This is a genomic window from Streptomyces sp. O3, from assembly GCF_054788135.1.
Window position 1 is genome coordinate 31,943 of sequence record NZ_JBTVYK010000025.1, and the last position, 21,178, is coordinate 53,120.

Sequence of the window (21,178 nt, forward strand, 5' to 3'; positions counted from 1 at the left end):
GGATGTTACTTGTTCTGGGCGCGCTCAAGGCGTTTGGCCTTGACGCGCCTGGAGGGGTGGGCGGGGTCTTCGACCTCTCCCGCGCCGCGAGCTTTCTCCATCACACTGGGCTGGCGGGAGAGGCGTTCGGCGAGACTGGCCAGGGTCTTGCTGCCCGGCTTGGCCGCGATGTGGAAGTGGCTGTACTTGACCGGGGTGAGGTCGCCGCCCCATACGACGGCGCCTTCGCAGTCCAGGAGGATGTCCCGCACGATCAGCTCCTGGTGCGGCCACAACCCCTCCGACCCGTCGAGAGGGTAGGCGGTGGGGTGGACGGTGAGGGCGGTGCCGGACAGGTAGTTCGACTCGAACCCGGCGGCGATGGTGCGGCTGGTGGTGTGGCCGCTGATACCGCCGCCCTGGCCGGTGTCGAGCGGGGCGATCTCGTAGTGCCAGCGCCGCGCTACGTGCAGCAGTACCACCGCCGCGTCGCCATCACGGAGGTCCACCGACGCCGCCGAGCCCTCTACCTGGTGGGTGCTGATCTTGTCGGGGTCGATGGTCCAGCCGTTCGCGGACTTGCCCTTTCCCCATGTGGTGTCACGGCCGACGGCTGCAGCGCCGGTCCCGGTGATGGTGAGTGCGGAGACACCAGCGGTGGCCGCGGCGGCGGCGAGGACGGTTCTACGGGTCAGTGTCATGTCTCGTGTTCCCCCCTTTCTTTCAGCTCTCGCGTCCGACACGCGAGATAATGTCGTCGGCGATGGCGTTGACGAACTCGTTGAGATCGGAGGCCGGGATCTCTTCCGGCATCTCCCCGTCAGGGATCTTGTTGCCCTTGACGCCGTCCAGCAGGATCATTTCCACGAGACTGGTGATCTGCCACCATTCCCCGGTGAGCGCGTCCTTCAGGATGCTGCGGAGACTGCTCTTGCTGCCCCCGAACCGCCGTTCGTAGAAATGGGTCATGCGCTGGTGCACGAACTGCCGGTCAGCGTTGTTCGGTTCGCCCTGTACGTAGATCGCCCACAGGGCCTCGGATATCTTCATGGACGGGTACTTGTCCAGGAAGTGGAACAGATGGAAGACGTCGGCGTCTTCCTTCAGGTTGGCGTCCATGAAGTATGAGTAGACCGACGTCTTGGCGAAGTTCTGCTCCACGAACTTCTTTCCGCTGACCGTCGACTCGGCGTTGGCTGTCCGCCAGTTCTGGTAGAACTGGGCGAGGTCACCGCCCCAGCCGAACATGTCCCCGGTGTCGGAACGGTTGCTGTCCGGGTTCGTGTGGTGGACGAGGTGGCCTTCGAGTCCGGCCATGATGTGCTGGAAGCTGAGCGTCACCCCGGTCGCGGGGTCGGTGAGGTTCTTGTACTGGTCCTTGAGCGTCAGACCCGCGTCACGACAATGGCCGAGCCATACTTTGTTCAGCGGGAAAGTGAGCGCAGCCCAGGAAGCCCCCTGGTAGTTGCTATCCTGCCGGAAGAATTGGGGGACCAACTGCCGCACGCTCTGCTTACCGGATGATCCGGGCCCGACACCCCGATAATCGGCCGCTGCGTCTTCGAGTTTGCGGACGAACTCCACGATCGCCTCGGCAGAGTACTTCTTCGGCTGCTGCTTGGAGGACACACCACGGTCGGAGTTGTTCCGCCAAATGTTGTGGTCGAGCCCCCAGTCGGACTGGAAGTTGTATTCGAGGATCTGGTTGAACGACCAGTTCTTCGGCAGCGGGTAGCCGAGGTTACCCGAGTAGCCCCACGACATACCGGACACGAACGACCATTTCGCCCCGGTGGCCTCGGAGACACGGGCACACACATTCCGGGTACCGTACACACCGAACGCGTAGTCACCGCCCCGGTCTTCGAGGGCCTTCTTCACGCCTTTGAAGTACGGGATGATGTTGCTGCTGATGTGGTGGTCCTGGGCGTCGTAGTCCACCGAGAAGTAGATGCACGCCCCGTCCGGGATGCCGTACTCCTTGGACTTGAAGTGCGCGGTGGAGCCCTGCGCGTAGCCTTTGGCCTCAGTGAAGTTGAACAGCTGGGTGCCGTTGTACTGGAACAGCGGGAACAGCCGTAGGCCGGCGTCGAGGATCGTGGAGAGTTCGCCGGGCTTGAGGGCCTTACCAAGGTAGTCCGGGCTGCCGGGGTCTATGTGTTCGTCGAGGTAGCGGCCGACGATCCGGTAGCCGTTCTTGTACAGCAGCTTCGCCCGAGCGGGGGTGATCTCGGTGATGCAGTCGGCGCCTTCCGCGTTACGGGAGGTGTCGCCGGAGGATATGAGGAGCTGGGCCCAGGTGGTGTAGTCGTTGGTCTTGGTGACCGGGATCTGCGCGAACTTCTGGAACGTGCCGAGCCACTGAGTGTGGCCGATGTCCACGGTGGGGTTGGCCAGGTTGGGGGTCGGGTAGCCGACGGCTTCCTGGCCGCTGCTGCCCCCGTAGGTGGGGGAGTTGAACCAGCAGGCGGCACGGAACAGGTACTCCAGGTAGTTGCCGAGGCGTCCGGAGCCGACGGTCTTGAGGGCCTGCTTGGTACCAGGACCGAAGTAGCCGTTGATGGTGTTCTTGTCGAGGCCGAGTTCGTACTGCACCGCGAGCATGAGGCCCTGCTGGACGTCACGGGAGTAATGGCCGTCCGTGGGCACCATGTTCATCGCGGGGATGCGGATGGAGTCGACGTACCTGCGGTTGAGGTGTTGCTGGATCGTTCGGGTGGTGCCGTTGCCGCCGGGCACCATCCGGAACTGGTCCATGCGCAGCAGGGACTTGGTGACGCGCGCCCACAGGTCGGCGTCACCGGCCGGGTCACTGATACCCATGTCCGAGTACAGGGACTTCAGTGACCCTTCCGCGGTCCATGTGGCGGCGTCTTCCGATCCGTAGTATCCCTTGCACCACAATGCATAGTTGTAGATGCGGACGATATTCTTGTTCGACTCGTCACCTGGGAACTTGAAACGGTTCTTCACCTTTTCATAGGTTCCGGGCCCGAAATTTTTAACGACCGGGGATATTCCAAGTTCATGCTGGAGGGCCTGAGTGAGGCAGTCCACCGTGGCCCATCCAGTTTTACCGTCTTCTTTGCACGGCGCGTATCCGGTGACGCCGCTATAGGTCCCATTGACCCATTCCTGGGCCTCGAGAACGTTAGAGTCCCCCACGGAAATCCCCCCTTTTTTCAGGTCTCGAAAGGTCAGAGTGACGTTATCATGAGGTAACGCCTGCCCCGTCGGGGGAAGTTGTGGCAATTCCCACACGCGAAACGGATCGGTCACCTCTCCATTTGTCAACCTCGAAACCCATAGGGTGCAGGCAGCATTGGTCATGAGCATGACATAGCTGGGCACATAAGACGACAGAGTTGGTGAAATCGGCAAGGGTGCTGAAATCGTGCTTAAGGGCTTACAGATCATCAACGTATTGTTTCCCGGTCTGAAGCTCGCAGAGCCGCCTTGTCCAGCAGTCTGCCGACCCAGCGTGCCGGGCTGACGCGTTGCGTGTCGAGCGGGATACGTTCTGTTCGCGATCCTCATCGCCGGTGCCCATTACGGGCAGCGGTCTTCAGGGAGCGCGAACTGCATGTCGCAGAATCCGGGAGTCCGGATCATCGAACCGAGCAGCCTGAGCGTGGAAGCAGCCGGGATGTCCGGGCTGAGCTCACGGTACTGGTCGCTCCGACGCTGTGGGAGCAGGGCACCGAGCGGGCTGGGCAGTTGGCGCGGGCACTGGCCGCGCGGGCGGCCGAAACCCAGGCGATCCCCCGCACAACCCGCCACCAGCACCCTGGCGAACCAGCCCCGGCTCATGCGTGCAGCCACATGGCGACCACCACGCCTCCGGACGCACGAAAGACCGCCCTCCCATAGTTGGGAGAACGGCCTCCGACCTGCGAAAAAAGCAAAGTCGGGACGACAGGATTTGAACCTGCGACCCCTTGACCCCCAGTCAAGTGCGCTACCAAGCTGCGCCACGTCCCGATGTGCGGCCCCGCGGGGTTTCCCGCGCTCGCACAGTGAGAACCCTACCTCACCCAGACCCCCGCCATCCCCACCAACCCACCCCCGGACCTGGCTCGATGCCGGATTGCGCGCCGAGCGGCGACAATCGGAGGGTGAGTACCGGACCCCGCAGCGCAGACCATGACCGTGACCGTGACACCGAGGGCCGGGCGCGCAACGCCCGCCCGAGGGACGGGCTCGGCCGCCCGTTGCCGTACGGCGCCGAAGGCGTCGAGCGGCAGCCGGAGGGGGTGGTGCGTACGCCGGACGAGACGGTCGCCGAGGCGCAGGCGCTGCTGGACGCGGGGCGGCCGTTCCACGCGCACGAGGTGTTCGAGGACGCCTGGAAGTCGGGCCCCGAGCGGGAGCGGGCCCTGTGGCGCGGCCTGGCTCAGCTGGCCGTCGGCCTCACCCACGCGGCGCGGGGGAACCTCACCGGCGGCGCGCGGCTGCTGCGCAGGGGCGCGGGCGCGGTCGGCGAGGGGTACGCGAACAGCCTGGGCGGCGATGCTCAGGGCCCGTACGGGATCGACATCGGCGGGCTGGTCGCCTGGGCCGGGGAGCTGGCGGACCGCCTGGAGCGGGACGCGACGCCGGTCGACGCGGCGTCCTGCGCGCCCCGGCTGCGCGCGGAGGGACCTCACACGGCCGGGCGCGAGGCGTAACGCTCTCTCACCTGGTGCGCGCCGACGAGGAGAAGGACCACGGCCACGGCGCACAGGGCGATGATCCCGTTGTACCAGTCCGCGATCTCCCCGCTCGGGTAGGTCGTGCCGTCGTCGAGCACGCAGTCGAACCCCAGCGGCACGTACCAGACCTCGTAGTCGACGACCCGTTCCAGCGGCACGGGGGCGTTCCCCCGGCAGGAGGGCGAGGGCGAGGAAGACGCCCCGTGTGTGGATTCGCTCACCGCCATCCCGAGCCACATCACGCACACGGCGTAGAGGGCCGCTCCCAGGCAGCCGACCAGCAGCGCCGCCCTGCGCAGCAGGGACAGCGGCCATGGCTGCCGCCGGTTCGGCAGCAGCATGGCCAGGAGCGCGACCAGAGCGGCGAGCACGCCGACGACGGCGACCCCGAAGACCACCAGGGCGAGGAAGAACGCCAGCAAGGGGAACATCGGTCCACCCAACCAGGACACGACGGCCTGGCACAGGCCGGGCACAGGCAGGGCCGGGGGCCAGGAGATCGCCGTGGTGGGCGCGTACGGCACACTGGCCCGGTGCGAACGATTCATGTGATCGGTATCGGGGCGGGCGACCCGGACCAGCTGACCCTGCAGGCCGTCAAGGCGCTCCAGGCGACCGACGTGTTCTTCATCCTCGACAAGGGGGAGGAGAAGTCCGACCTGGTGCGGCTGCGCCGGGACATCCTCGACGCGCATCTACCCGAGGGGTCCTACCGGCTGGTCGAGGCGCGTGACCCGGACCGGGACCGCACGGCCCAGGGCGCCGCCTACTCCCCCGCCGTCGGCGACTGGCGCGCCCGCCGCGCCGACGTCTACGAGCGGCTGATCCTCGACGAGCTCGACGAGGACGGCAGCGGCGCGTTCCTGGTCTGGGGCGATCCCGCGCTGTACGACAGCACGCTCGGGATTCTCCAGGAGGTCCTGGAGCGCGGGCGGGTGGACTTCGGGTACGACGTCGTGCCCGGCATCAGCAGTGTCTCCGCCCTGGTGGCCCGGCACCGTACGGGCCTGAACCGGGTCGCGCGCCCGGTGCAGATCACCACCGGGCGGCGGCTCGCGGAGGGCTTCCCGGACGGCGTGGACGACGTGGTGGTGATGCTCGACGCGCGCCAGGCCTTCACGCGCTACGCCGACCAGGACATGGACATCCACTGGGGCGCGTACATCGGCACGCCGGACGAGATCCTGGTCTCCGGGCCGATCGCCGAGGCCGCGCCGCGCATCGAGCGGCTGCGGGCCGAGGCCCGCGAGCGCAAGGGGTGGATCATGGACACCTATCTGCTGCGGCGCAACCCGAGGGACTAGGGCCTGCCCGGCGGATCAGGCCGTCTCGTCGTCGAGCCAGGCCAGTGCGTCCGCGACCTCCGTGGCGACCAGCACGCCCGCGGGCGGCGCTGGGCGGCCGACGACCACCACCGGCATGCCCAGTTCTCGGGCGGCGACCAGTTTGGCGACCGTGGCCGCGCCTCCGCTGTCCTTGGTGACGAGTACGTCGATCCGGTGTGCGCGCAGCAGCGCCCGCTCGCCGTCGACGGTGAAGGGCCCCCGGTCCAGGAGGATCTCCGTGCGGCGCGGCAGGGGCGGCTCGGGGCGTTCCACCGAGCGTACGAGGAAGTCGAGGCCGTCCAGCGCGGTCCCGGCGAAGGCGGCGAGGCCGAGCCGTCCGGTGGTGAGGAAGATCCGCCTGCCCAACTCCGGCAGCAGCGCGGCCGCTTCGTCCAGCGAGGCCACCGGGTACCAGCGGTCGCCGGGGCCCGGCCGCCAGCCGGGGCGGCGCAGGGCGAGCAGGGGCACGCCGGTCGCCGCGGCCGCGTCGGCGGCGTGCGCGCTGATCGCCTCGGCGAACGGGTGGGTCGCGTCGACCAGGGCGTCCACCCGGTGTGTGCGCAGCCAGTCGGCCAGCCCGTCCGGGCCGCCGAATCCTCCGACGCGGACCTCGCCCGGCAGGTCGCCGGGCCGGGAGACCCGGCCCGCGAGTGAACTGGTGACCCGCAGTCCGGGCCGCTGGGCGGCGGCGGACGCCAGCCGCCGGGCCTCGGTGGTCCCGCCCAGGATCAGCAGGTGCGCCACGTTGTCTCTTCTCGCTCCGCGCCAGGGAATCCGGGAGAGTGTACTCGGCGGAGGCCGCCGCACGATGCCCGCGCCGTCACAGCGCCTGACCCGCGTGTCCGGCCGGAGGTCCGGGGGGGGCGTCCCTCGGGAGAGCGCGGGGTCCCGTGCGGGTGGGCGTTATCCGGACCGCTTGTCCCGGAGGATGGTCAGCGCGTCCGCCACGGCCCGCAGGTACGCGGCGCAGGCGGCGGCGCTGCACGGCAGTTCGGGGTTCCACGGCTCCACCAGGGCCTCGGTGGTGAGGGTGCGCCAGGCGGGCACGGTCTCCAGGGCGGGAGGCTGTACGGCGTTGCCACGGCAGTCGGCCAGCACCAGGTCGGCGCCGAGGGCGCCCGCCCGCTCCCAGGTCGTGGTGTGCCAGTTGACGCCGCCCGCCGGGTCCGGGGTGACGAATCGGACGCCGAGGCCCGCGAGGTGCCGCAGCTCCGGCCAGGCATCCGGGCGGGCGATGTGGACGTCGCCGGAAGCCGCGGCCGAGAGGGCGAGCACCGTCAGCGGCGGCCCGCCCGCGGCCGCCGCGCGTACGGTCTCCTCGGCGGCGGACAACTCGGCGTCGGTGCCGGTGCCGGTGCCGGTGTCGCCGGGTGTCGCGCCGAGGGCGGTGGCGAGTTCCGCGAAGCGCCCCAGGATGCGCGTGAGCGGCTCCGCACCGGCCACCGACAGGGCGATGACAGGGAGGTCCGCCGCGCGGGCGGCGGTCTCGTCGGCGGCGTACGGCCGGGTGCCGTCGTAGGTGACGTCGATCAGCAGGTCGGCGTGGGCGCCTTGGAGCGCGGCGGCGTCCAAGGCCGCGCCGGGGCCGAGGTAGCGGACGGAATCGCCGCGCAGGGTGGCCGCCTTGGCCTGGTCCAGCACCGGGCCGTCGTGGGCCGAGCCGTACACCGCCACGGGCGGCACGCCCAGATCGCTCAGCGCCGCCCCGGCCCGCACATAGGCCAGCACCCGTTCGGGCCCGCGCCTCGCGCGCGTCGTCACGCCCCGGTCGTCGGTGAACTCCCAGCCGTCGCCGCGCCCCACGTCGCCCCACCCGCCTTCGCGCTCGGTACCGCACTGTGGTTGGGAGCCACCCTGAACCGGCCAGCGGCCGCGCACAAGACCGCGTGCGGCAGCGTACGCCCGGCGCACGCTTGTGACGGTGCGTGCGCCGGTGCGTACGCGGGTGCGTCCGGCTCAGGCGCTTCGGCGCGGTGCGTCGCGCGCGGTCGCGGGTCCGGCGGCGGGCGCCGCCAGGATGCGTCGCTGCCGGGGAGACCGAGCGGACGGCGACCCGGCGGCGCGGGGCACGTCAACGCGCGCGTCAACGCCTCGCGCGTGAGCGGGCGGCCGCGCCTGGCGGGCGGACGAACTGCAGGGCCAGGGCGGGCGGCGGCTCGGCGACGCCGGGGCCGCCAGCCGTCGCCCACTCGATGATCTCGTCCGTGCAGCCGTCGTCCAGCGCGAGCCCTATCCAGGCGGGGCGGCCGCCCCTGCGCCGCCCGTCGGCGGACGGCTGGACGACCACCACGTTGGCGTACTCGCAGGGTCCGAGGCAGTCGGTGGTGCGGACGGCGATCCGGCCGTCGGAGTCCGCGGCCGCGGCCAGCAGCCGGTCCAGTTGCCACGCGTGGTCGGCGGCCGGGAGCTTGCGGCGGTTGCCACAGCAGCAGCCCCGGCACACGACCAGAGTGCAGGGGCGTCGCGCCATGGGCCGGACGAACGCGCGTGAGGTCACAGCCGGTTCCGCTCTGCGAGGGATGCGATGGGGGCGGGCCGCCTACCGAGCGACCGGACCGATCATACGGGCAGGCCCGCGCGGCATCGCGGCCGGTCATGCCGGGCTGCCCCGTCGGGCGCGGCGACCGGGGTGGCGTACGGCCTCACGGGGCGCGGGGCGGCAGTGGGCGCAGACGCCGTGGAGTTCGAGGGTGTGCTCGACTTCGGTGAAGCCGGTCGACTCGCCCACCCCGTCGGCCCAGCGCTCGATGACCTCGGTGTCGATCGCCTGACTGCGGCCGCAGGCCCGGCAGATGAGGTAGTGCCGGTGCTCGTCCGCGACCCGCGGCCGGTACCGGCGCCCGCCGTCCGTGTCCCGTACGGCGTCCAGCCGCCCGGCCCGTTCGAGTTCGCGCAGGGTGCGGTAGACGGTGCTCAGGCCGACCGGCGGGCCGGTCGCGAGGAGCCGGGCGTGCAGTTGTTGCGCGGAGACGAAGTCGGCGCACCTGGACAGCACTTCGGCGACCGCGGCGCGCTGCCGCGTCAGACGCTGTCCCACTCGGCCGTGCACGGCGCCGCCCACCGCTCACCCCCAGATCGTCAGCGCGGTACGTTCACCACAGAATGGTAAATGGCAATGATTCCCATGTCTATTAAGTGCGGCGGCGGCGCACGGCGCGCTGGCGCGGTCTTGTCAGCCCAGCCGTCGGCCTGGACATTTACGTGCCATGGCGACCGTTGCCCTGATGGGAACTCTGGACACCAAAGGCGAGGAATACGACTGGCTGCGCGACCGGCTCCGCGGGGCCGGTGTCGACGTCCTGCTCATCGACACGGGCGTCATCGGGGAACCCCGCGGACGCCCCGACGTCACGCGCGGCGAGGTGGCTCGCGCGGCGGGCGCCGACCTGGACGCGTTACGGGCGGCCGGGGACCGCGGGGCCGCCGTGACGGCGATGGCCCGCGGCGCGGCCGAGATCGCGGGGCGGCTGTACGCCGAGGGGCGGATGGACGGGGTGCTGGCCGTCGGCGGCAGCGGCGGCACCTCGATCGCGAGCCGGGCGATGCGCGCGCTGCCGCTCGGGCTGCCCAAGCTGCTGGTGTCCTCGATGGCCTCCGGCGACGTGGCGCCGTACGTCGGCGCCACGGACATCGCGATGATGTACAGCGTCGTCGACATCGCGGGGATCAACACGGTGACCGAGCCGATACTGGCCAACGCCGCGGACGCGATCGCCGGGATGGCCAAGGGTTTCGCCGCCGCCCCACGGGCCGTGCGGGCGGCCGAACTCGGCGCGCGCGGCAGGCCGCTGGTGGCCGCCAGCATGGCCGGAGTGACCACACCCGGCGTCGACGCGGCGCGCGAGCGGCTCACCGAACTCGGCTACGAGGTCCTGGTGTTCCACAGCAGCGGCGCCGGCGGCCGGTCCCTGGAGGCGCTGGCCGCGCAGGGGGTGTTCGTCGGCGTACTGGACCTGACGCTCAGCGAGCTCGCCGACGACCTGGTGGGCGGCATCCTGACCGCGGGGCCCGACCGGCTGCTGGCCGCCGGGGCCAGGGGAGTTCCGCAGGTGGTCGGTCTCGGCGCCCTGGACATGGTGAAGTTCGGGCCGCTGGACACGCTGCCCGAGCGGTTCCGGGACCGGCTGGTCCGGGTCCACAACCCGTCGATAACCGTCGTCCGCACCACCGTGGACGAGTGCGCGGAGCTCGGCCGCCGGGTCGCGGCCAAGCTGCGGACGGCCAAGGGCCCGACGGCCGTGTGCCTGCCGCTGCGCGGGCTGTCCACGCTCGGCTCGCCGGGCGGGCCGTACCACGACGCGGCCGCCGACGACGCCCTGTTCACGGCGGTGCGTTCGGGGCTCAGCGGCAGCGCGGTGGACCTGGTCGACGTCGACGCCGACATCAACGACCCGTCCTTCGGGCGGGCCGCGGCCGAGCGGCTGCACCGCATGATCAGCGGGCCGTCCGGCGCGGCCGCGGCCAGTGCGGGTGCAGCCGGTCGATGACGTACGGGTGGCTGTGCCGGCAGCCGTGCGCGGCGGGCGTGGACGCGGCCGCGGACATGGAGGCGGGCGTGGGCGTGGGCGCTGGCGTGGACACGGGTGTGGCGTGCGCGTCGGCGAGATGCGGATGGTCGGGTGGCAGACCGCGGTGGTCGTGGTCGAGCCGCTCCGGGTCACGGGCGGGCCAGGTCAGTACGGCGGCGAGCGCGCCCGCCAGCGCGACGGCCCCCAGCGTCCAGGAAGCCCCCGCCGCCCCCACGGCCACGGCGAGCCACCCGGCCAGCGGATAGGTGAGCAGCCAGCAGCAGTGGGCCAGCGAGAACTGGGCGGCGAACGCGGCGGGCAGGTCGTCCGGCCCCGCCGAACGGCGGACCAGCCGCCCCGCCGGGGTGAGCACCGCCGAACACGCGGCCCCGAAGGCGCACCACGCGCCGAGCAGGGCGGGCCAGGACGGCCCCGAGGCGGTGAGCGTCCCGTACGCGACGAAGACGGCGGGCAGGGCGAGGCCCGCGGGGAGCATCACGGCGCGGTCGCCGAGCCGGTCGAGCAGCCGCGGCAGCAGCAGCGCGACCACCATCGACCCGGCCCCGTAGGCGCCGAGCGCGAGGGAGACGTCCCCCGCGCCACGGCCGAGTCGGTCGCGTACCAGCACGACGGTGTGGACGATGACCATCGCGCCCGCCGCGGCGACCGCGAGATCCAGCGCGAGCAGCGCGCGCAGGCGCGGGGTCGCCCAGAACAGCCGGACGCCGAAGGCCGCCTTGCCGAAGGCCGCCTCGCCGGACCGGGTGTGGTGGTCCGCGATGCGCGCTGGCCCCCGTACCGGCGCGCGGCCGGGCAGCGCGCAGGAGGCGACCAGCGCGGCCGAGGCCGCGAATCCGACCGCGGTGCCGACGAACAGCCAGTCGAAGGCGACCGCGTAGAGCAGGGCCGCGGCCAGCGCGGGGCTGAACAGGCTCTCCAGGTCGTAGGCCAGCCGGGACAGCGACAGCGCGCGCGTGTAGTCGCGCTCGGCGGGCAGCACGGCGGGGATGACGGCCTGGAACGTCGGCGTGAACGCCGCGGAGGCCGCCTGGAGCAGGAGGATCAGAACGTAGATCTGCCAGACCTGGGTGACGAACGGCAAGGTCAGCGCGACGCCCGCGCGCGTGACGTCCATCGCGACCATCAGCGCGCGCCGCGGTATCCGGTCCGCGAGCGCGCCGACCACCGGCGCGACGGTCACATAGGCGACCATCTTCACGGCCAGCGCGGTGCCGAGCACCGCCGACGCGTCCGCGCCCGCGATGTCGTAGGCCAGCAGGCTCAGCGCCACCGTCGCCAGACCCGTGCCCACCAGCGCGACGACCTGGGCCGCGAACAGCTGGCGATAGGTGCGATAGGTGCGGCCGCGCAGGACGGACAGCATGGCACGCCCCTCGTTCGATGACCTCGGACCTCCCCACCTTAGCGATAGGTGCGCACCTGCGCACGTATGCAACTGACGGTTCGCCCGGTCTACGATGGGCCCATGCCCGGACGCGAACGGACCCCAGTTGCCACCCATACGCATCAGCGCACTCCGGGACCCGCGCAGCTCCAGACCGCGTCGTCGGTCTTCGCGCTGCTCGCGGACCCGACCCGGCTGCATCTCCTGTGGCTGCTGGCCGAGGACGAGGCGGACGTCACCGCGCTCACCGCCGCGAGCGGGGCCGCGCGCACCGCGGTCAGCCAGCACCTGGCCAAACTGCGGCTCGCCGGGCTCGTACACGCCCGCAGAGAAGGCCGCCGCGCGGTGTACGCGCTGACCGACGGGCATCTGCGCCGCCTGGTCGTCGAAGCCCTGAGCCACGCCGACCACCAGGTCACCGGGGAGCCCTGGCACTCCTGAGCCGCTCTCGCGCGGCCGCCGCCTATGCTGGGGCCGGTGTTCACCCCCGAGGGCCCCACCGTCCGCGAACTCGCCGTCCAGGCGCTGTCGTCCGTCGAGCGCGGCTACGACCTGCTGGCCCCGAAGTTCGACCACACGCCGTTCCGCACCCCGGATGCGGTGCTGGACTCCACCGCCGAACTCCTGCGTCAGCTGGGCCCGTTCGACAGCGGACTCGATCTGTGCTGCGGTACGGGCGCGGGTCTGGGCGTCCTGCGGCGGGTGTGCCGGGGGCGGGTGACCGGCGTGGACAACAGCGCGGGCATGCTCGCGGTGGCCCGCGTGTCCCGCCAGCGAACCGAGCACGCACCGCCCGGCCCGGTACGGCCTGACCTGGTGTCAGCCGATGCCGTACCGGCCGGTCTCGTACGGGTCGATCTCGTACGGGCCGACGCGCGGGCCCTGCCCTTCCGTTCGGCCTTCGACCTGGTGGTGAGCTTCGGGGCGTTCGGGCACTTCCTGCCCCGCGAGCGGCCCGGACTGTTCGCCGGGGTGCACGCGGCGCTCAGGCCCGGCGGGCGGTTCGCCTTCCCGGTCGCGGCTCCACCGCGGCCGGGCTCACCGGCGTACTGGACGCTGCTGGGCTTCGACGCGGCGATGCGGGTGCGCAACGCGCTCTGGCGGCCGCGTTTCGTCATGTACTACCGGCGGTTCGGCCTCGCGGACGTACGCCGGGAGCTGACGCGGGCCGGATTCACGGTGGAGTCGTACGCGCTGGAAGAGCTCGACCGACGCCCCGACGGCAGCCCGCGCTGCCGCCTCGTGGTCGCCACCCGAGCGTAGCCGGGCCGCTCACAAGGACGCGTCGCGATGGGTGGGGCGGCCGTCGAGGACCGTGAGCAGCACGGGCAGGTCCGCCAGGTCGGTGGCGGGCGTGGTGAGCGGGCTCTCGGCCAGCACCGCGAGGTCGGCCCGGTAGCCGACGGCGAGCCGTCCGGCCTCGTGCGCGTCGCCCGCCGCGCGCGCCGCGTTCACAGTCATCGCCTGGAGGGCCTCCAGGGCCGTCAGCGCCTGCTCGGGCCCGTGCGGGGGCTGGCTGAGATCACGGCTGGGCCGACGGTGGCGGGCGCCCGCCATGACGCCGAGCGGCGGGTAGGGGGCGATGGGCCAGTCGGAGCCGAGGACGACCTCGGCACCGGAGTCCCACAGATCACGGCAGCGCCAGGCGCGCGCTGCGCGCTCCTCGCCGAGGCGCCGCGACCAGTTGTCGGTGTGGTCGGCGCGGGTGAAGTCGCAGCAGTGGGTGGGCTGCATGGAGGCGACGACGCCGAGTTCGGCGAAGCGGCGCAGGGTGTCGTCGGGCACGGTCTCGATGTGCTCGACCCGGTGCCGTACCCCTCGTACGCCGCTGGCCTGGGCCTTCTCCACGGAGTCGAGCACGTGCCGGACGGCCGCGTCGCCGATGGCGTGGGTCGCGGTGGGCACCCCGGCCCGGTGCAGCTCGCCGATGATCTCGGTGTAGCGCTCGGGGTCCGGCCAGAAGGCGTGCCGGGACTCGCCCTGGCAGTCCGGGCGCTCCAGCCACGCGGTGCCGTTGTCGATGGTGCCGTCCATGAAGATCTTGACGCCGTCGGTCCGCCACAGCACGCCTCCGACGCCCTGCCCCGCGATGAGCGCGCGCACCCCGTCGGCGTCGGCGCCGGGCTGGCACCAGGGCGCGACCCGCAGACGCAGCGGCAGTTCGCCCGCCGCGTCGAGCTCGGAGTAGAAGGCGAGGCTGTCGCCGTTGGCGTCCATGGCGTGACCTCCGGTGAGGCCGGTGGCGGCCATGGCGCGCAGGGCGGCGGCGAGCCGGTCGCGGCGCTCCCGGCGGGTGGGCTGTGGCGCGACCCGCTCCACGAGTTCGCAGGCCGCGTCCTCCAGGAGCAGCCCGGTGGGACGGCCGTCGGCGTCGCAGACCACTTCGGCCGACGCCTGGTCGAAGGTGCGCGGCCCGTCCACGCCCGCGAGTTCCAGGGCGCGGCGGCTGGCCAGCGCGGAGTGCGCGTCGAACAGCAGCAGGAGGGCCGGGATGCCGTCGAGTACGGCGTCGAAGGGGGCCGTCCCGACGGGCTGGCCCGCGAAGGCGTTCGGGTCCAGGCCCCAGGCGTGCAGCCAGGCGCCGGGCGCGAGCCCGCGGGCCTCGCGAGCCAGCGCCTCGCGCACGGCGGCCAGGTCGGGGCAGCCCGACAGGTCGAGGCCGTGGGTCAGTTCGGCCCCGGAGACCGGGTGCAGGTGCCCGTCGACCAGGCCGGGGGTCAGCACGGCGCCCTTGAGGTCGATCACCGTCGTGGACGCGTCGGCGAGGGCGCGTACGGCCCGGTCGTCGCCCAGGGCGGAGATCCTCCCGCCGGACACGGCGAGCGCGGTGTCCGGCAGGAACGCGCCGGTCACCGGGTCGAGCAGGCGGGCGGAGAGCAGGACGAGACCGTTGTGCACAGTGCCTCCTTGGAGAGCGCGGGAGAGTAGGTCGGTTGACGGCGTCCACGGCCGTGGACGCCGCGGTGTGAGGCCGAACGCCCGTCACGCCCGTCACCGCGGGGGCGCGGGCACCTTCACCACGCGAGGCCGAACGCCGCCACGGCGGGGCCCGGACGCCACCACGATGTGAGGCCTAACGCCGTCGCCGCGGGGGCCGGACACCGCCACGGCGGGGGCACGGGCACCGCCACGACGGGGGCGCAGACGCCGCCACGACGTAAGGACAGACGCGCCACGGTGTGGGCGCGGACGCCGTCACGGCGTAGGGCCGGATATCGTCGCGGCGCGGGTGAGTGTGCCGTCGGCCAGGGCGAGTTCGCGCTCCGCCGTGGTGACCGCCATGCGCGTCACGGCTTCGGGGCGGTTGCTCGTGTCGGTGTTGGCGTGGGCGCCGAGGCCGTCGAGTACGACCAGGATCTGGATGGCCGTCACGTCCGGGGCGTCCGTGTGGAACGCACCGCACTCGACGCCCCGCCGGATGACACCGGTCAGCCGCTCACGCCAGGCGGCCTCCTGCTCGGCGACCCGGTCGCGCAGGGCGGGCCGGTAGCGGCTGAGATGGCGGGCGTTGATCCAGAGGCGGCTGATGTCGTCGTACGACTCCCCCATCGCGTGTGCGAAGAACCGCGCCAACCGCTCCGTGGGAGTCACTCCGGGCTCGTCGTCCGGCAGGAGCACGTCGAGCTCGGCGCTCGCGGCGCTGCCGAACGCCTCCGCGACCAGGTCGTCGACCGACGGGAAGTAGTGGCTGATCAGTCCGGGGCGCACGTCGAGATCGTCGCCGATCCGCCGCAGGGTCACGCACTCCAGCCCCTCTGTCAGCGCGACACGGGCCGCCGCTCCCACGATTTCCGCACGTCGGGCGGCTGGAGATTTCCGAACTCGTTTGCGTTGAACGCTTGACGACATACCGGCGATGTTATTGAGTGTGCGACCAATAAGCAAGCAGGTGCGTACGACCACCACGCGGAGGGCCCCATGGCGTCCACGATTCCCGATCCACAGCCAGCGGCGGAGAGCTCGGCTGGCACGCCGCCGCCCGCGCACCAGTCCGCGCACCAGCCGGGCCGCGTCGAGGCCCACGGCATCGACCACATTCCCGACCGGGAACGCCGGGGGCATCCCCGAGACCTGTTCGCCGTCTGGGCGGCGGCGAACGTCAACTACCTCAACCTGGTGGTCGGCGGCGCGCTGATCCTGATGGGCCTCACCCTGTGGCAGGCCCTCGCGGTACTCCTGGCGGGCAATCTGTTCTGGGCGCTCACCGGGCTGCTCGCGATCTCGGGCCCGGCCGCGGGCGCGCCGAGCGAAGTGATCACACGGGCCGTATACGGGATACTCGGCAACCGCGTGAACAACGCGATCGTCGGCTGGATGATCTCCGTCTGCTACTTCGCGCTCAATCTGTCGGCCGCCGCGGTCGCCGCGTTCTCCCTGGTCGAACGGATCGGCATCACGACGACCATCGGCGTCAAGGCCGCCGTCATCGTGATCATCGCCGCACTCACGCTGACCATCAGCGTCTACGGGCACGGCATGATCATGAAGCTGTACCTTCCGATCACGCTGGCACTCGGCGCGGCCTTCGCGGTCGTCGCGTACGGCGTCATCGGGCACACCGACTTCGGGTACGCGCCCGCCGAGCCGCTGACCGGCGTGGATCTGTGGGCGACCGTGATCGCCGGGATCACCCTGATCGCCTCGGGCCCGCTGTCGTACACCACCAGCGCGGACTTCTCGCGCTATCTGCCCCGTACGGCCTCGCGTACGGCGATCGCGGGCTGGACCGCCTTCGGCGCCTTCCTGCCCAGCATGGTCGTCGGCGGCCTGGGCGTGCTCGCCGCGACCGCGGTGGACATGACCGACCCGCAGAGCGCGCTCGAGTCGATGCTGCCCGGCTGGTTCATCCCGGTCTTCCTGCTCGCGCTGATCCTCGGCACGATCTCCATCAACGCCCTGACCGCCTACAGCGCCGGTCTGGCCATCCAGGCCGTCGGCCTGCGCGTCCGCCGCTCCCGCAGCGTCCTGATCGACGGCGTCTCGGCCGTCGCCCTGACCCTGTACGGGCTGCTCGTCTCCAGCTTCCTCGACACCGTCAGCAACGTCCTCCAGCTGACCGTCGTCCTGCTCGGCCCCAGCATGGCCGTCTACGCCACGGACATCCTGCTCCGCCGGGGCCGCTACGACGGCCGCGCCCTCACCGACGAGACCCCGGCCAGCCCGTTCTGGTACACCGCGGGCGTGAACTGGGCGGGCGCCGCGGCCATGGCGGCGGGCGTCACCGCGGCCGCGCTGTGCGTGAACACCCTGTACACCGGCCCGCTCGCCAGAGCCCTGGACGGCGTCGACCTCGCCCTGCCCGTCGGCATCGTCGTCGCGGCGGCGGCGTACGCCATCCTGATGCGCCGCGCCCCGCGGACCGCGTAACCCCTCCGGGGCGGAGTACGGAGAAAGCCGTTCCCCCATAATGGAGAGAACGGCTTCCGACCTGCGAAAAGCAGAGTCGGGACGACAGGATTTGAACCTGCGACCCCTTGACCCCCAGTCAAGTGCGCTACCAAGCTGCGCCACGTCCCGGTGCCCGTGTGGCCTGGGGTTTCCCCGGCCGAACGCGCACGGAAACAATACCGCACTCGGGGCGGTGGTCGTGAACCCGATTTCGGTACGGATGTCAGGCCACGGTCGGCGGGCCCAGCTCCGGGTGGGCCTCGACGAGTCTGCCCGGTGCGGCCTGCCGCCAGGAGTCGGCGAGGATGTCACGCAGCTCGGCGGTGTCCTCCAGGGCGGACAGGCGCACTCGGACCCAGGCGAACATCGCCTCGTGGTCGGCGATCCAGAACTTGTCCGGCTCGGCCAGCACCAGTTCGTCGCGCTCCTCCTTGGGGCAGCGGACCGCTATCGAGGTCTCGTCCTCCGGGAGTGTGGCGAACATCTTCCCGGCGACGCGGAAGGTGGGCATGGACCAGGCGATCTTCTCGGTGGTCTCCGGCAGGGCGAGCGCGTACGTACGGACATCGTCGGACGTGGTCATGGCATGACGGTAGGACACCGCACTGACAATCGCCGGGCAGTGGCGGCGGCAGCGGTGCCGCGCCCGCCTCGTACCGCGCCGGTCGGCGCCGCCGCACGCCGCGTGTGCGCCGTCGAACGCATCCACGCGCCGTCGACGGGTCGGACGTCGATGTGCAGCGGCGCGAGCCCGGATGCACCCGGATGCACCCGGATTCACGCGCGACTTCCGGCCACCCGTCGCGTACCGGACGAACCGCCCCGCGCGGTGCGGGCGGACGGCGAGCCGCGGCCCGTGGGGCGGGCGGGACGCCGGAGTGCGCCGATGTTGTCCGAATTCCCTCTCTTGTTGGTGACAGTTCGCGCGCTGGTGTCCGTAATAACGACCCCTGTCGGCCAACTGTCCGGGAAAGCTTTGCCGAAGGCATGTGGCAGTCGGATGTCCGGTGGGCATGTCTGGGGGGTGGCCGGACGCCAGGGGGGTGGTCTGTCCGGGACGGGGTCACTGCGAAGGCACTACCTGCTCGAACAACTATGCGAGCAGGCGTTGCGCGGAGGAGGGCTCGCGATGGACAGCTACTTCACCAATCGGCGTCACGATCAGCTCCGGGAGGAAGTGCGGGGCTTCGCCGAAAGGGAGATCCGCCCGCGGATAGCCGACATGGAGGCCGCCCGCACCGTTCAGCACGAGCTGTCCTGGCTGCTCGCGCGGCAGGGCTGGATCGGTGTGACCGTCCCGAGGGAGCACGGGGGCATGGCGGCCGGGCATCTCGCCAAGACCATCGTCATCGAGGAGCTGTCCCGCGTCAGCGGCGCCATGGGCGCCATGGCGCAGGCCTCCCAGCTGGGCGTAGCCAAGATCGTCCACTTCGGGAGCGACGCGCAGAAGAAGACCTGGCTGCCCGCCGTGGCGGCCGGTGAGTGTCTGCCGACGATCGCCGTCACGGAGCCGGAGTCGGGCGGTCATGTGCTCGGCATGACGGCCAGCGCCGTACGGGACGGCGACGACTACGTGCTCAACGGCCGGAAGGTGTACGTGGGCAACAGCCATGTCGGCGACCTCCATGGTGTCGTGGTGCGTACCGGGCCCGGTTCCCAGGGTCTCACCGCCCTGCTGGTCGAGTCGGGGCGACCCGGATTCTCGGTGGCGGACGAGCGGCCCACGATGGGTCTGCACGGCTTCAGCTTCGGCGAGCTGGTCTTCGATGACTGCCGGGTCCCGGCGGCCAACCGGCTCGGTGAGGAGGGGGACGGGCTGGCCGTCGCGTACTCCTCCAGCGTGCTGTACGGGCGGCCGAACCTCACGGCGGTCTCGCTCGGCATCCACCAGGCGCTGCTGGAGGAGACCGTACGGTTCAGCACGGAACGCCATCGGTACGGCAGGCCGCTGCACGAGCTCACCAACATCAGGCTCAAGCTGGGCCAGATGCGGTCCCGGCTGATGACGGCACGGCTCGCCGCGTACCACGCGGCGCATCTGCTGGACCAGGGTCAGCCGTGCGACGCCGAGCTGATGAACGCCAAGCTGGTCAACGTCGAGTCGGCGCTGGACTCGGCGCGCACCGCCATGGAGGTGCACGCCGCGGCGGGCCTCTTCACGGACCGGCCCGTCGAGCGCTATCTGCGCGACGCGCACCATATCTTCGCGCCCGCCGGAACCTCGGACGTCCAGCTGCTGCGGCTGGCCGAGGACGCGTTGGGCAGGGCCAAGGGCAGCTGGTCACAGCGGCTGGCCGACCTGGTGCGCACTGATATGGAACCGGCTGTGTGACGACCGCGACGGCTTCGGCTTCGGCTTCGGCTTCGGCTTCAGCGGGAGCCTTCCTCGCGGCGGTGGATCTGCCCGACCAGTTCCGCGGCCAGCGACTTGATCGTCTCAAGCCCCGCCCGGCCCCATGGGCGGGGCTCGGTGTCGACGACGCAGATGGTGCCGAGCGCGATACCGGTACGGTCGATGAGCGGGGCGCCCAGGTACGAGCGGATGCCGATCTCGTCGACCACCGGGTTTCCGGCGAACCGGGGGTAGTCACAGACGTCCTCGAGCACCAGCGCCTTGCGGCGTACCACCACATGCGGGCAGTAGCCGTGGTCCCTGGCCATGTAGCGGCCCACGCCGGTGCTGGCCGCCGCCGCCCCGAGGTCGGCGCCGGTCTGGCTGCCCGCCGGGGTGTGCAGGCCCGCGAAGAACTGCCGGTTCTCGTCGATGAAGTTGACCATCGAGTACGGCGCTCCGGTGACGTCGGCCAGCCGGTCGGCGAACGCGTCGAAGGCCGGGTCCGCGTGCTCGCCGAGGCCGAGCCGCCGCAGTCGCCGCACCCTGTCGGGCGCGTCCTTGTCGACGGGGGTGAGCAGTAGGTGCCCTGTCGGGTCGTACATCATGTGCGCGCTCCGTTACTCGATGCCGGGGTGGGGTTGAGCAGGTGCTCGACCAGGGTGAGCAGGGTCTGGACACCGGAACTGGAGATGCGGGCGTCACAGAGCATCACCGGCACCTCGGGGCCCAGGTCTATGGCCGCGCGCACCTCGTCGGGCGTGTAGCGGTAGGCGCCGTCGAACTCGTTGACGGCGACGACGAATCGGATGTCCCGGTGCTCGAAGAAGTCGACGGCCGCGAAGCAGTCCTCGAGTCGCCGGGTGTCGGCGAGGATGATCGCGCCGAGGGCGCCGTCGGACAGTTCGTCCCACATGAACCAGAACCGCTCCTGGCCCGGAGTGCCGAAGAGATACAGCACATGCCGGGCGTCGAGTGTGATCCGGCCGAAGTCCATGGCCACGGTCGTGGTGGTCTTGTGCTCGACGCCGTCCAGGCTGTCGGTGGCCACGCTGACCGTGGTGAGCAACTCCTCCGTGTTCAGCGGCTCGATCTCGCTGACCGCGCCCACGAAGGTGGTTTTGCCGACTCCGAAGCCGCCCGCGATGAGGATCTTCAGCGCGTTGGGGAAGGGCTCAGAGCCTTCGTCGTAGACCATCGAGCACTGCCTCCAAAAGGGACCGGTCGGTGGGATGGTGACGGAATCCGGGCGCCTTGGCGGTGAGCGCCCCGCAGTCGACGAGATCGGCCAGCAGCACCTTGGTCACGACCGCGGGCAGTCTCAGCTGCGCCGCGATCTCGGCGACCGATGTGGGGCGGCCGCCGCACAGCCCGAGCGCCTGGCTGTGCTCGGGCCCCAACTGCCCTGCGGGCAGCGTCCCGGTGGGCATCACCAGGGACAGCAGGTCCAGTGGTGCCGACGGCGTGGTCCGGCCGTTGCTGACCGTGTAGGGGCGGACCAGTCGGCCGGCCGCGTCGTCCAGCCACGGCCCGTCCTGCGGGGCCGCCAC

General features: G+C 71.4%; 22 protein-coding genes and 2 tRNA genes. 7 read left to right on the forward strand and 17 right to left on the reverse strand.

Annotated elements, in window-relative coordinates:
- Positions 1–5: 5 nt before the first annotated feature.
- The 4 genes from ACX6XY_RS14655 to ACX6XY_RS14670 form a co-directional block, all read right to left on the reverse strand.
- On the reverse strand, positions 6–680 hold the full coding sequence (locus ACX6XY_RS14655) for a hypothetical protein (protein WP_460330203.1): 675 nt from the start codon (positions 678–680) through the stop codon (positions 6–8).
- A 22-nt stretch (positions 681–702) separates the two neighbouring features.
- On the reverse strand, positions 703–2,802 hold the full coding sequence (locus tag ACX6XY_RS14660; protein ID WP_460330204.1) for a glycoside hydrolase domain-containing protein: 2,100 nt from the start codon (positions 2,800–2,802) through the stop codon (positions 703–705).
- A gap of 726 nt (positions 2,803–3,528) precedes the next feature.
- Positions 3,529–3,801, reverse strand: coding sequence for a hypothetical protein (locus ACX6XY_RS14665; RefSeq protein ID WP_460330206.1), 273 nt, complete (start codon positions 3,799–3,801; stop codon positions 3,529–3,531).
- 85 nt (positions 3,802–3,886) lie between these two features.
- Positions 3,887–3,960, reverse strand: a tRNA-Pro gene (locus ACX6XY_RS14670).
- 98 nt (positions 3,961–4,058) lie between these two features.
- On the opposite strand from ACX6XY_RS14670, the gene ACX6XY_RS14675 reads away from it, so the two are divergent.
- Positions 4,059–4,646, forward strand: coding sequence for a DUF309 domain-containing protein (locus ACX6XY_RS14675; RefSeq protein ID WP_460330208.1), 588 nt, complete (start codon positions 4,059–4,061; stop codon positions 4,644–4,646).
- Here the strand turns inward: ACX6XY_RS14675 and ACX6XY_RS14680 are convergent.
- The gene (locus ACX6XY_RS14680; RefSeq protein ID WP_460330210.1) at positions 4,622–5,218 is read right to left on the reverse strand and encodes a hypothetical protein; all 597 of its coding nucleotides are present in this window, start codon (positions 5,216–5,218) and stop codon (positions 4,622–4,624) included. The two genes, ACX6XY_RS14675 and ACX6XY_RS14680, sit on opposite strands and share 25 nt — an antisense overlap.
- Here ACX6XY_RS14680 and cobF point away from each other — a divergent pair.
- On the forward strand, positions 5,204–5,974 hold the full coding sequence (gene cobF, locus ACX6XY_RS14685; protein WP_460330212.1) for a precorrin-6A synthase (deacetylating): 771 nt from the start codon (positions 5,204–5,206) through the stop codon (positions 5,972–5,974). The two genes, ACX6XY_RS14680 and cobF, sit on opposite strands and share 15 nt — an antisense overlap.
- A gap of 15 nt (positions 5,975–5,989) precedes the next feature.
- On the opposite strand, the gene ACX6XY_RS14690 is transcribed toward cobF, so the two are convergent.
- The 4 genes from ACX6XY_RS14690 to ACX6XY_RS14705 all read right to left on the reverse strand — a co-directional run bounded on the left by ACX6XY_RS14690 (position 5,990) and on the right by ACX6XY_RS14705 (position 9,044).
- On the reverse strand, positions 5,990–6,739 hold the full coding sequence (locus ACX6XY_RS14690; protein ID WP_460330214.1) for a cobalt-precorrin-6A reductase: 750 nt from the start codon (positions 6,737–6,739) through the stop codon (positions 5,990–5,992).
- A gap of 159 nt (positions 6,740–6,898) precedes the next feature.
- Positions 6,899–7,798, reverse strand: coding sequence for an ABC transporter substrate-binding protein (locus ACX6XY_RS14695; RefSeq protein WP_460330216.1), 900 nt, complete (start codon positions 7,796–7,798; stop codon positions 6,899–6,901).
- Positions 7,799–8,078: 280 nt separating this feature from the next.
- Entirely contained in the window at positions 8,079–8,465 is a 387-nt protein-coding gene (locus ACX6XY_RS14700; RefSeq protein ID WP_460330218.1) for a (2Fe-2S) ferredoxin domain-containing protein, read from the reverse strand.
- Between the two features lie 123 nt (positions 8,466–8,588).
- Positions 8,589–9,044, reverse strand: coding sequence for a Fur family transcriptional regulator (locus tag ACX6XY_RS14705; protein ID WP_460330220.1), 456 nt, complete (start codon positions 9,042–9,044; stop codon positions 8,589–8,591).
- A gap of 157 nt (positions 9,045–9,201) precedes the next feature.
- Here ACX6XY_RS14705 and ACX6XY_RS14710 point away from each other — a divergent pair, with 157 nt between their 5' ends.
- Positions 9,202–10,482: a Tm-1-like ATP-binding domain-containing protein gene (locus ACX6XY_RS14710; RefSeq protein ID WP_460330222.1), complete on the forward strand. Its 1,281-nt coding sequence runs from the start codon at positions 9,202–9,204 to the stop codon at positions 10,480–10,482.
- On the opposite strand, the gene ACX6XY_RS14715 is transcribed toward ACX6XY_RS14710, so the two are convergent.
- Positions 10,430–11,887, reverse strand: coding sequence for an MFS transporter (locus ACX6XY_RS14715; protein ID WP_460330223.1), 1,458 nt, complete (start codon positions 11,885–11,887; stop codon positions 10,430–10,432). The two genes, ACX6XY_RS14710 and ACX6XY_RS14715, sit on opposite strands and share 53 nt — an antisense overlap.
- Before the next feature lie 102 nt (positions 11,888–11,989).
- Between ACX6XY_RS14715 and ACX6XY_RS14720 the strand changes: the two genes are divergently transcribed.
- Both ACX6XY_RS14720 and ACX6XY_RS14725 read left to right on the forward strand, forming a co-directional pair.
- Positions 11,990–12,349 (forward strand): ArsR/SmtB family transcription factor, encoded by a 360-nt coding sequence (locus ACX6XY_RS14720; RefSeq protein ID WP_460330225.1) that lies wholly within the window; start codon positions 11,990–11,992, stop codon positions 12,347–12,349.
- A 36-nt stretch (positions 12,350–12,385) separates the two neighbouring features.
- Positions 12,386–13,171: a class I SAM-dependent methyltransferase gene (locus ACX6XY_RS14725; RefSeq protein WP_460330227.1), complete on the forward strand. Its 786-nt coding sequence runs from the start codon at positions 12,386–12,388 to the stop codon at positions 13,169–13,171.
- A 9-nt stretch (positions 13,172–13,180) separates the two neighbouring features.
- On the opposite strand, the gene ACX6XY_RS14730 is transcribed toward ACX6XY_RS14725, so the two are convergent.
- Both ACX6XY_RS14730 and ACX6XY_RS14735 read right to left on the reverse strand, forming a co-directional pair.
- Positions 13,181–14,806, reverse strand: coding sequence for an amidohydrolase (locus ACX6XY_RS14730; RefSeq protein WP_460330229.1), 1,626 nt, complete (start codon positions 14,804–14,806; stop codon positions 13,181–13,183).
- A gap of 297 nt (positions 14,807–15,103) precedes the next feature.
- Entirely contained in the window at positions 15,104–15,757 is a 654-nt protein-coding gene (locus tag ACX6XY_RS14735) for a TetR/AcrR family transcriptional regulator (RefSeq protein ID WP_460330232.1), read from the reverse strand.
- A 69-nt stretch (positions 15,758–15,826) separates the two neighbouring features.
- Between ACX6XY_RS14735 and ACX6XY_RS14740 the strand changes: the two genes are divergently transcribed.
- The gene (locus tag ACX6XY_RS14740) at positions 15,827–17,275 is read left to right on the forward strand and encodes a purine-cytosine permease family protein (RefSeq protein WP_460330235.1); all 1,449 of its coding nucleotides are present in this window, start codon (positions 15,827–15,829) and stop codon (positions 17,273–17,275) included.
- Between the two features lie 76 nt (positions 17,276–17,351).
- On the opposite strand, the gene ACX6XY_RS14745 is transcribed toward ACX6XY_RS14740, so the two are convergent.
- Together ACX6XY_RS14745 and ACX6XY_RS14750 are read right to left on the reverse strand one after the other, a co-directional pair.
- Positions 17,352–17,425 (reverse strand) — tRNA-Pro (locus tag ACX6XY_RS14745).
- 94 nt (positions 17,426–17,519) lie between these two features.
- The gene (locus tag ACX6XY_RS14750; protein WP_460330237.1) at positions 17,520–17,879 is read right to left on the reverse strand and encodes an MmcQ/YjbR family DNA-binding protein; all 360 of its coding nucleotides are present in this window, start codon (positions 17,877–17,879) and stop codon (positions 17,520–17,522) included.
- A 546-nt stretch (positions 17,880–18,425) separates the two neighbouring features.
- On the opposite strand from ACX6XY_RS14750, the gene ACX6XY_RS14755 reads away from it, so the two are divergent.
- Entirely contained in the window at positions 18,426–19,628 is a 1,203-nt protein-coding gene (locus ACX6XY_RS14755; protein ID WP_460330240.1) for an acyl-CoA dehydrogenase family protein, read from the forward strand.
- Positions 19,629–19,666: 38 nt separating this feature from the next.
- Here the strand turns inward: ACX6XY_RS14755 and ACX6XY_RS14760 are convergent, their stop codons facing one another.
- Genes ACX6XY_RS14760 through ACX6XY_RS14770 form a run of 3 tightly spaced genes read right to left on the reverse strand, consistent with a single transcriptional unit; the run spans position 19,667 to position 21,178 of the window.
- Entirely contained in the window at positions 19,667–20,236 is a 570-nt protein-coding gene (locus ACX6XY_RS14760) for a GAF domain-containing protein (RefSeq protein ID WP_460330242.1), read from the reverse strand.
- Entirely contained in the window at positions 20,233–20,826 is a 594-nt protein-coding gene (locus ACX6XY_RS14765; protein WP_460330245.1) for a GTP-binding protein, read from the reverse strand. The genes ACX6XY_RS14760 and ACX6XY_RS14765 overlap by 4 nt, the downstream gene beginning before the upstream one ends.
- Positions 20,804–21,178: a DUF742 domain-containing protein gene (locus ACX6XY_RS14770; RefSeq protein WP_460330247.1), complete on the reverse strand. Its 375-nt coding sequence runs from the start codon at positions 21,176–21,178 to the stop codon at positions 20,804–20,806. Before ACX6XY_RS14770 ends, ACX6XY_RS14765 begins: the two co-directional genes overlap by 23 nt.

Coding starts and splice junctions, on each gene's coding strand:
- ACX6XY_RS14740 (WP_460330235.1), top strand. CDS start 15,827: ATGGCGTCCACGATTCCCGATCCACAGCCAGCGGCGGAGAGCTCGGCT.
- ACX6XY_RS14720 (WP_460330225.1), top strand. CDS start 11,990: ATGCCCGGACGCGAACGGACCCCAGTTGCCACCCATACGCATCAGCGC.
- ACX6XY_RS14660 (WP_460330204.1), bottom strand. CDS start 2,802: ATGGGTATCAGTGACCCGGCCGGTGACGCCGACCTGTGGGCGCGCGTC.
- ACX6XY_RS14715 (WP_460330223.1), bottom strand. CDS start 11,887: ATGCTGTCCGTCCTGCGCGGCCGCACCTATCGCACCTATCGCCAGCTG.
- ACX6XY_RS14735 (WP_460330232.1), bottom strand. CDS start 15,757: ATGTCGTCAAGCGTTCAACGCAAACGAGTTCGGAAATCTCCAGCCGCC.
- ACX6XY_RS14710 (WP_460330222.1), top strand. CDS start 9,202: ATGGCGACCGTTGCCCTGATGGGAACTCTGGACACCAAAGGCGAGGAA.
- ACX6XY_RS14750 (WP_460330237.1), bottom strand. CDS start 17,879: ATGACCACGTCCGACGATGTCCGTACGTACGCGCTCGCCCTGCCGGAG.
- ACX6XY_RS14765 (WP_460330245.1), bottom strand. CDS start 20,826: ATGGTCTACGACGAAGGCTCTGAGCCCTTCCCCAACGCGCTGAAGATC.
- ACX6XY_RS14700 (WP_460330218.1), bottom strand. CDS start 8,465: ATGGCGCGACGCCCCTGCACTCTGGTCGTGTGCCGGGGCTGCTGCTGT.
- ACX6XY_RS14760 (WP_460330242.1), bottom strand. CDS start 20,236: ATGATGTACGACCCGACAGGGCACCTACTGCTCACCCCCGTCGACAAG.
- ACX6XY_RS14680 (WP_460330210.1), bottom strand. CDS start 5,218: ATGAATCGTTCGCACCGGGCCAGTGTGCCGTACGCGCCCACCACGGCG.
- ACX6XY_RS14675 (WP_460330208.1), top strand. CDS start 4,059: ATGCCGGATTGCGCGCCGAGCGGCGACAATCGGAGGGTGAGTACCGGA.
- ACX6XY_RS14755 (WP_460330240.1), top strand. CDS start 18,426: ATGGACAGCTACTTCACCAATCGGCGTCACGATCAGCTCCGGGAGGAA.
- ACX6XY_RS14655 (WP_460330203.1), bottom strand. CDS start 680: ATGACACTGACCCGTAGAACCGTCCTCGCCGCCGCCGCGGCCACCGCT.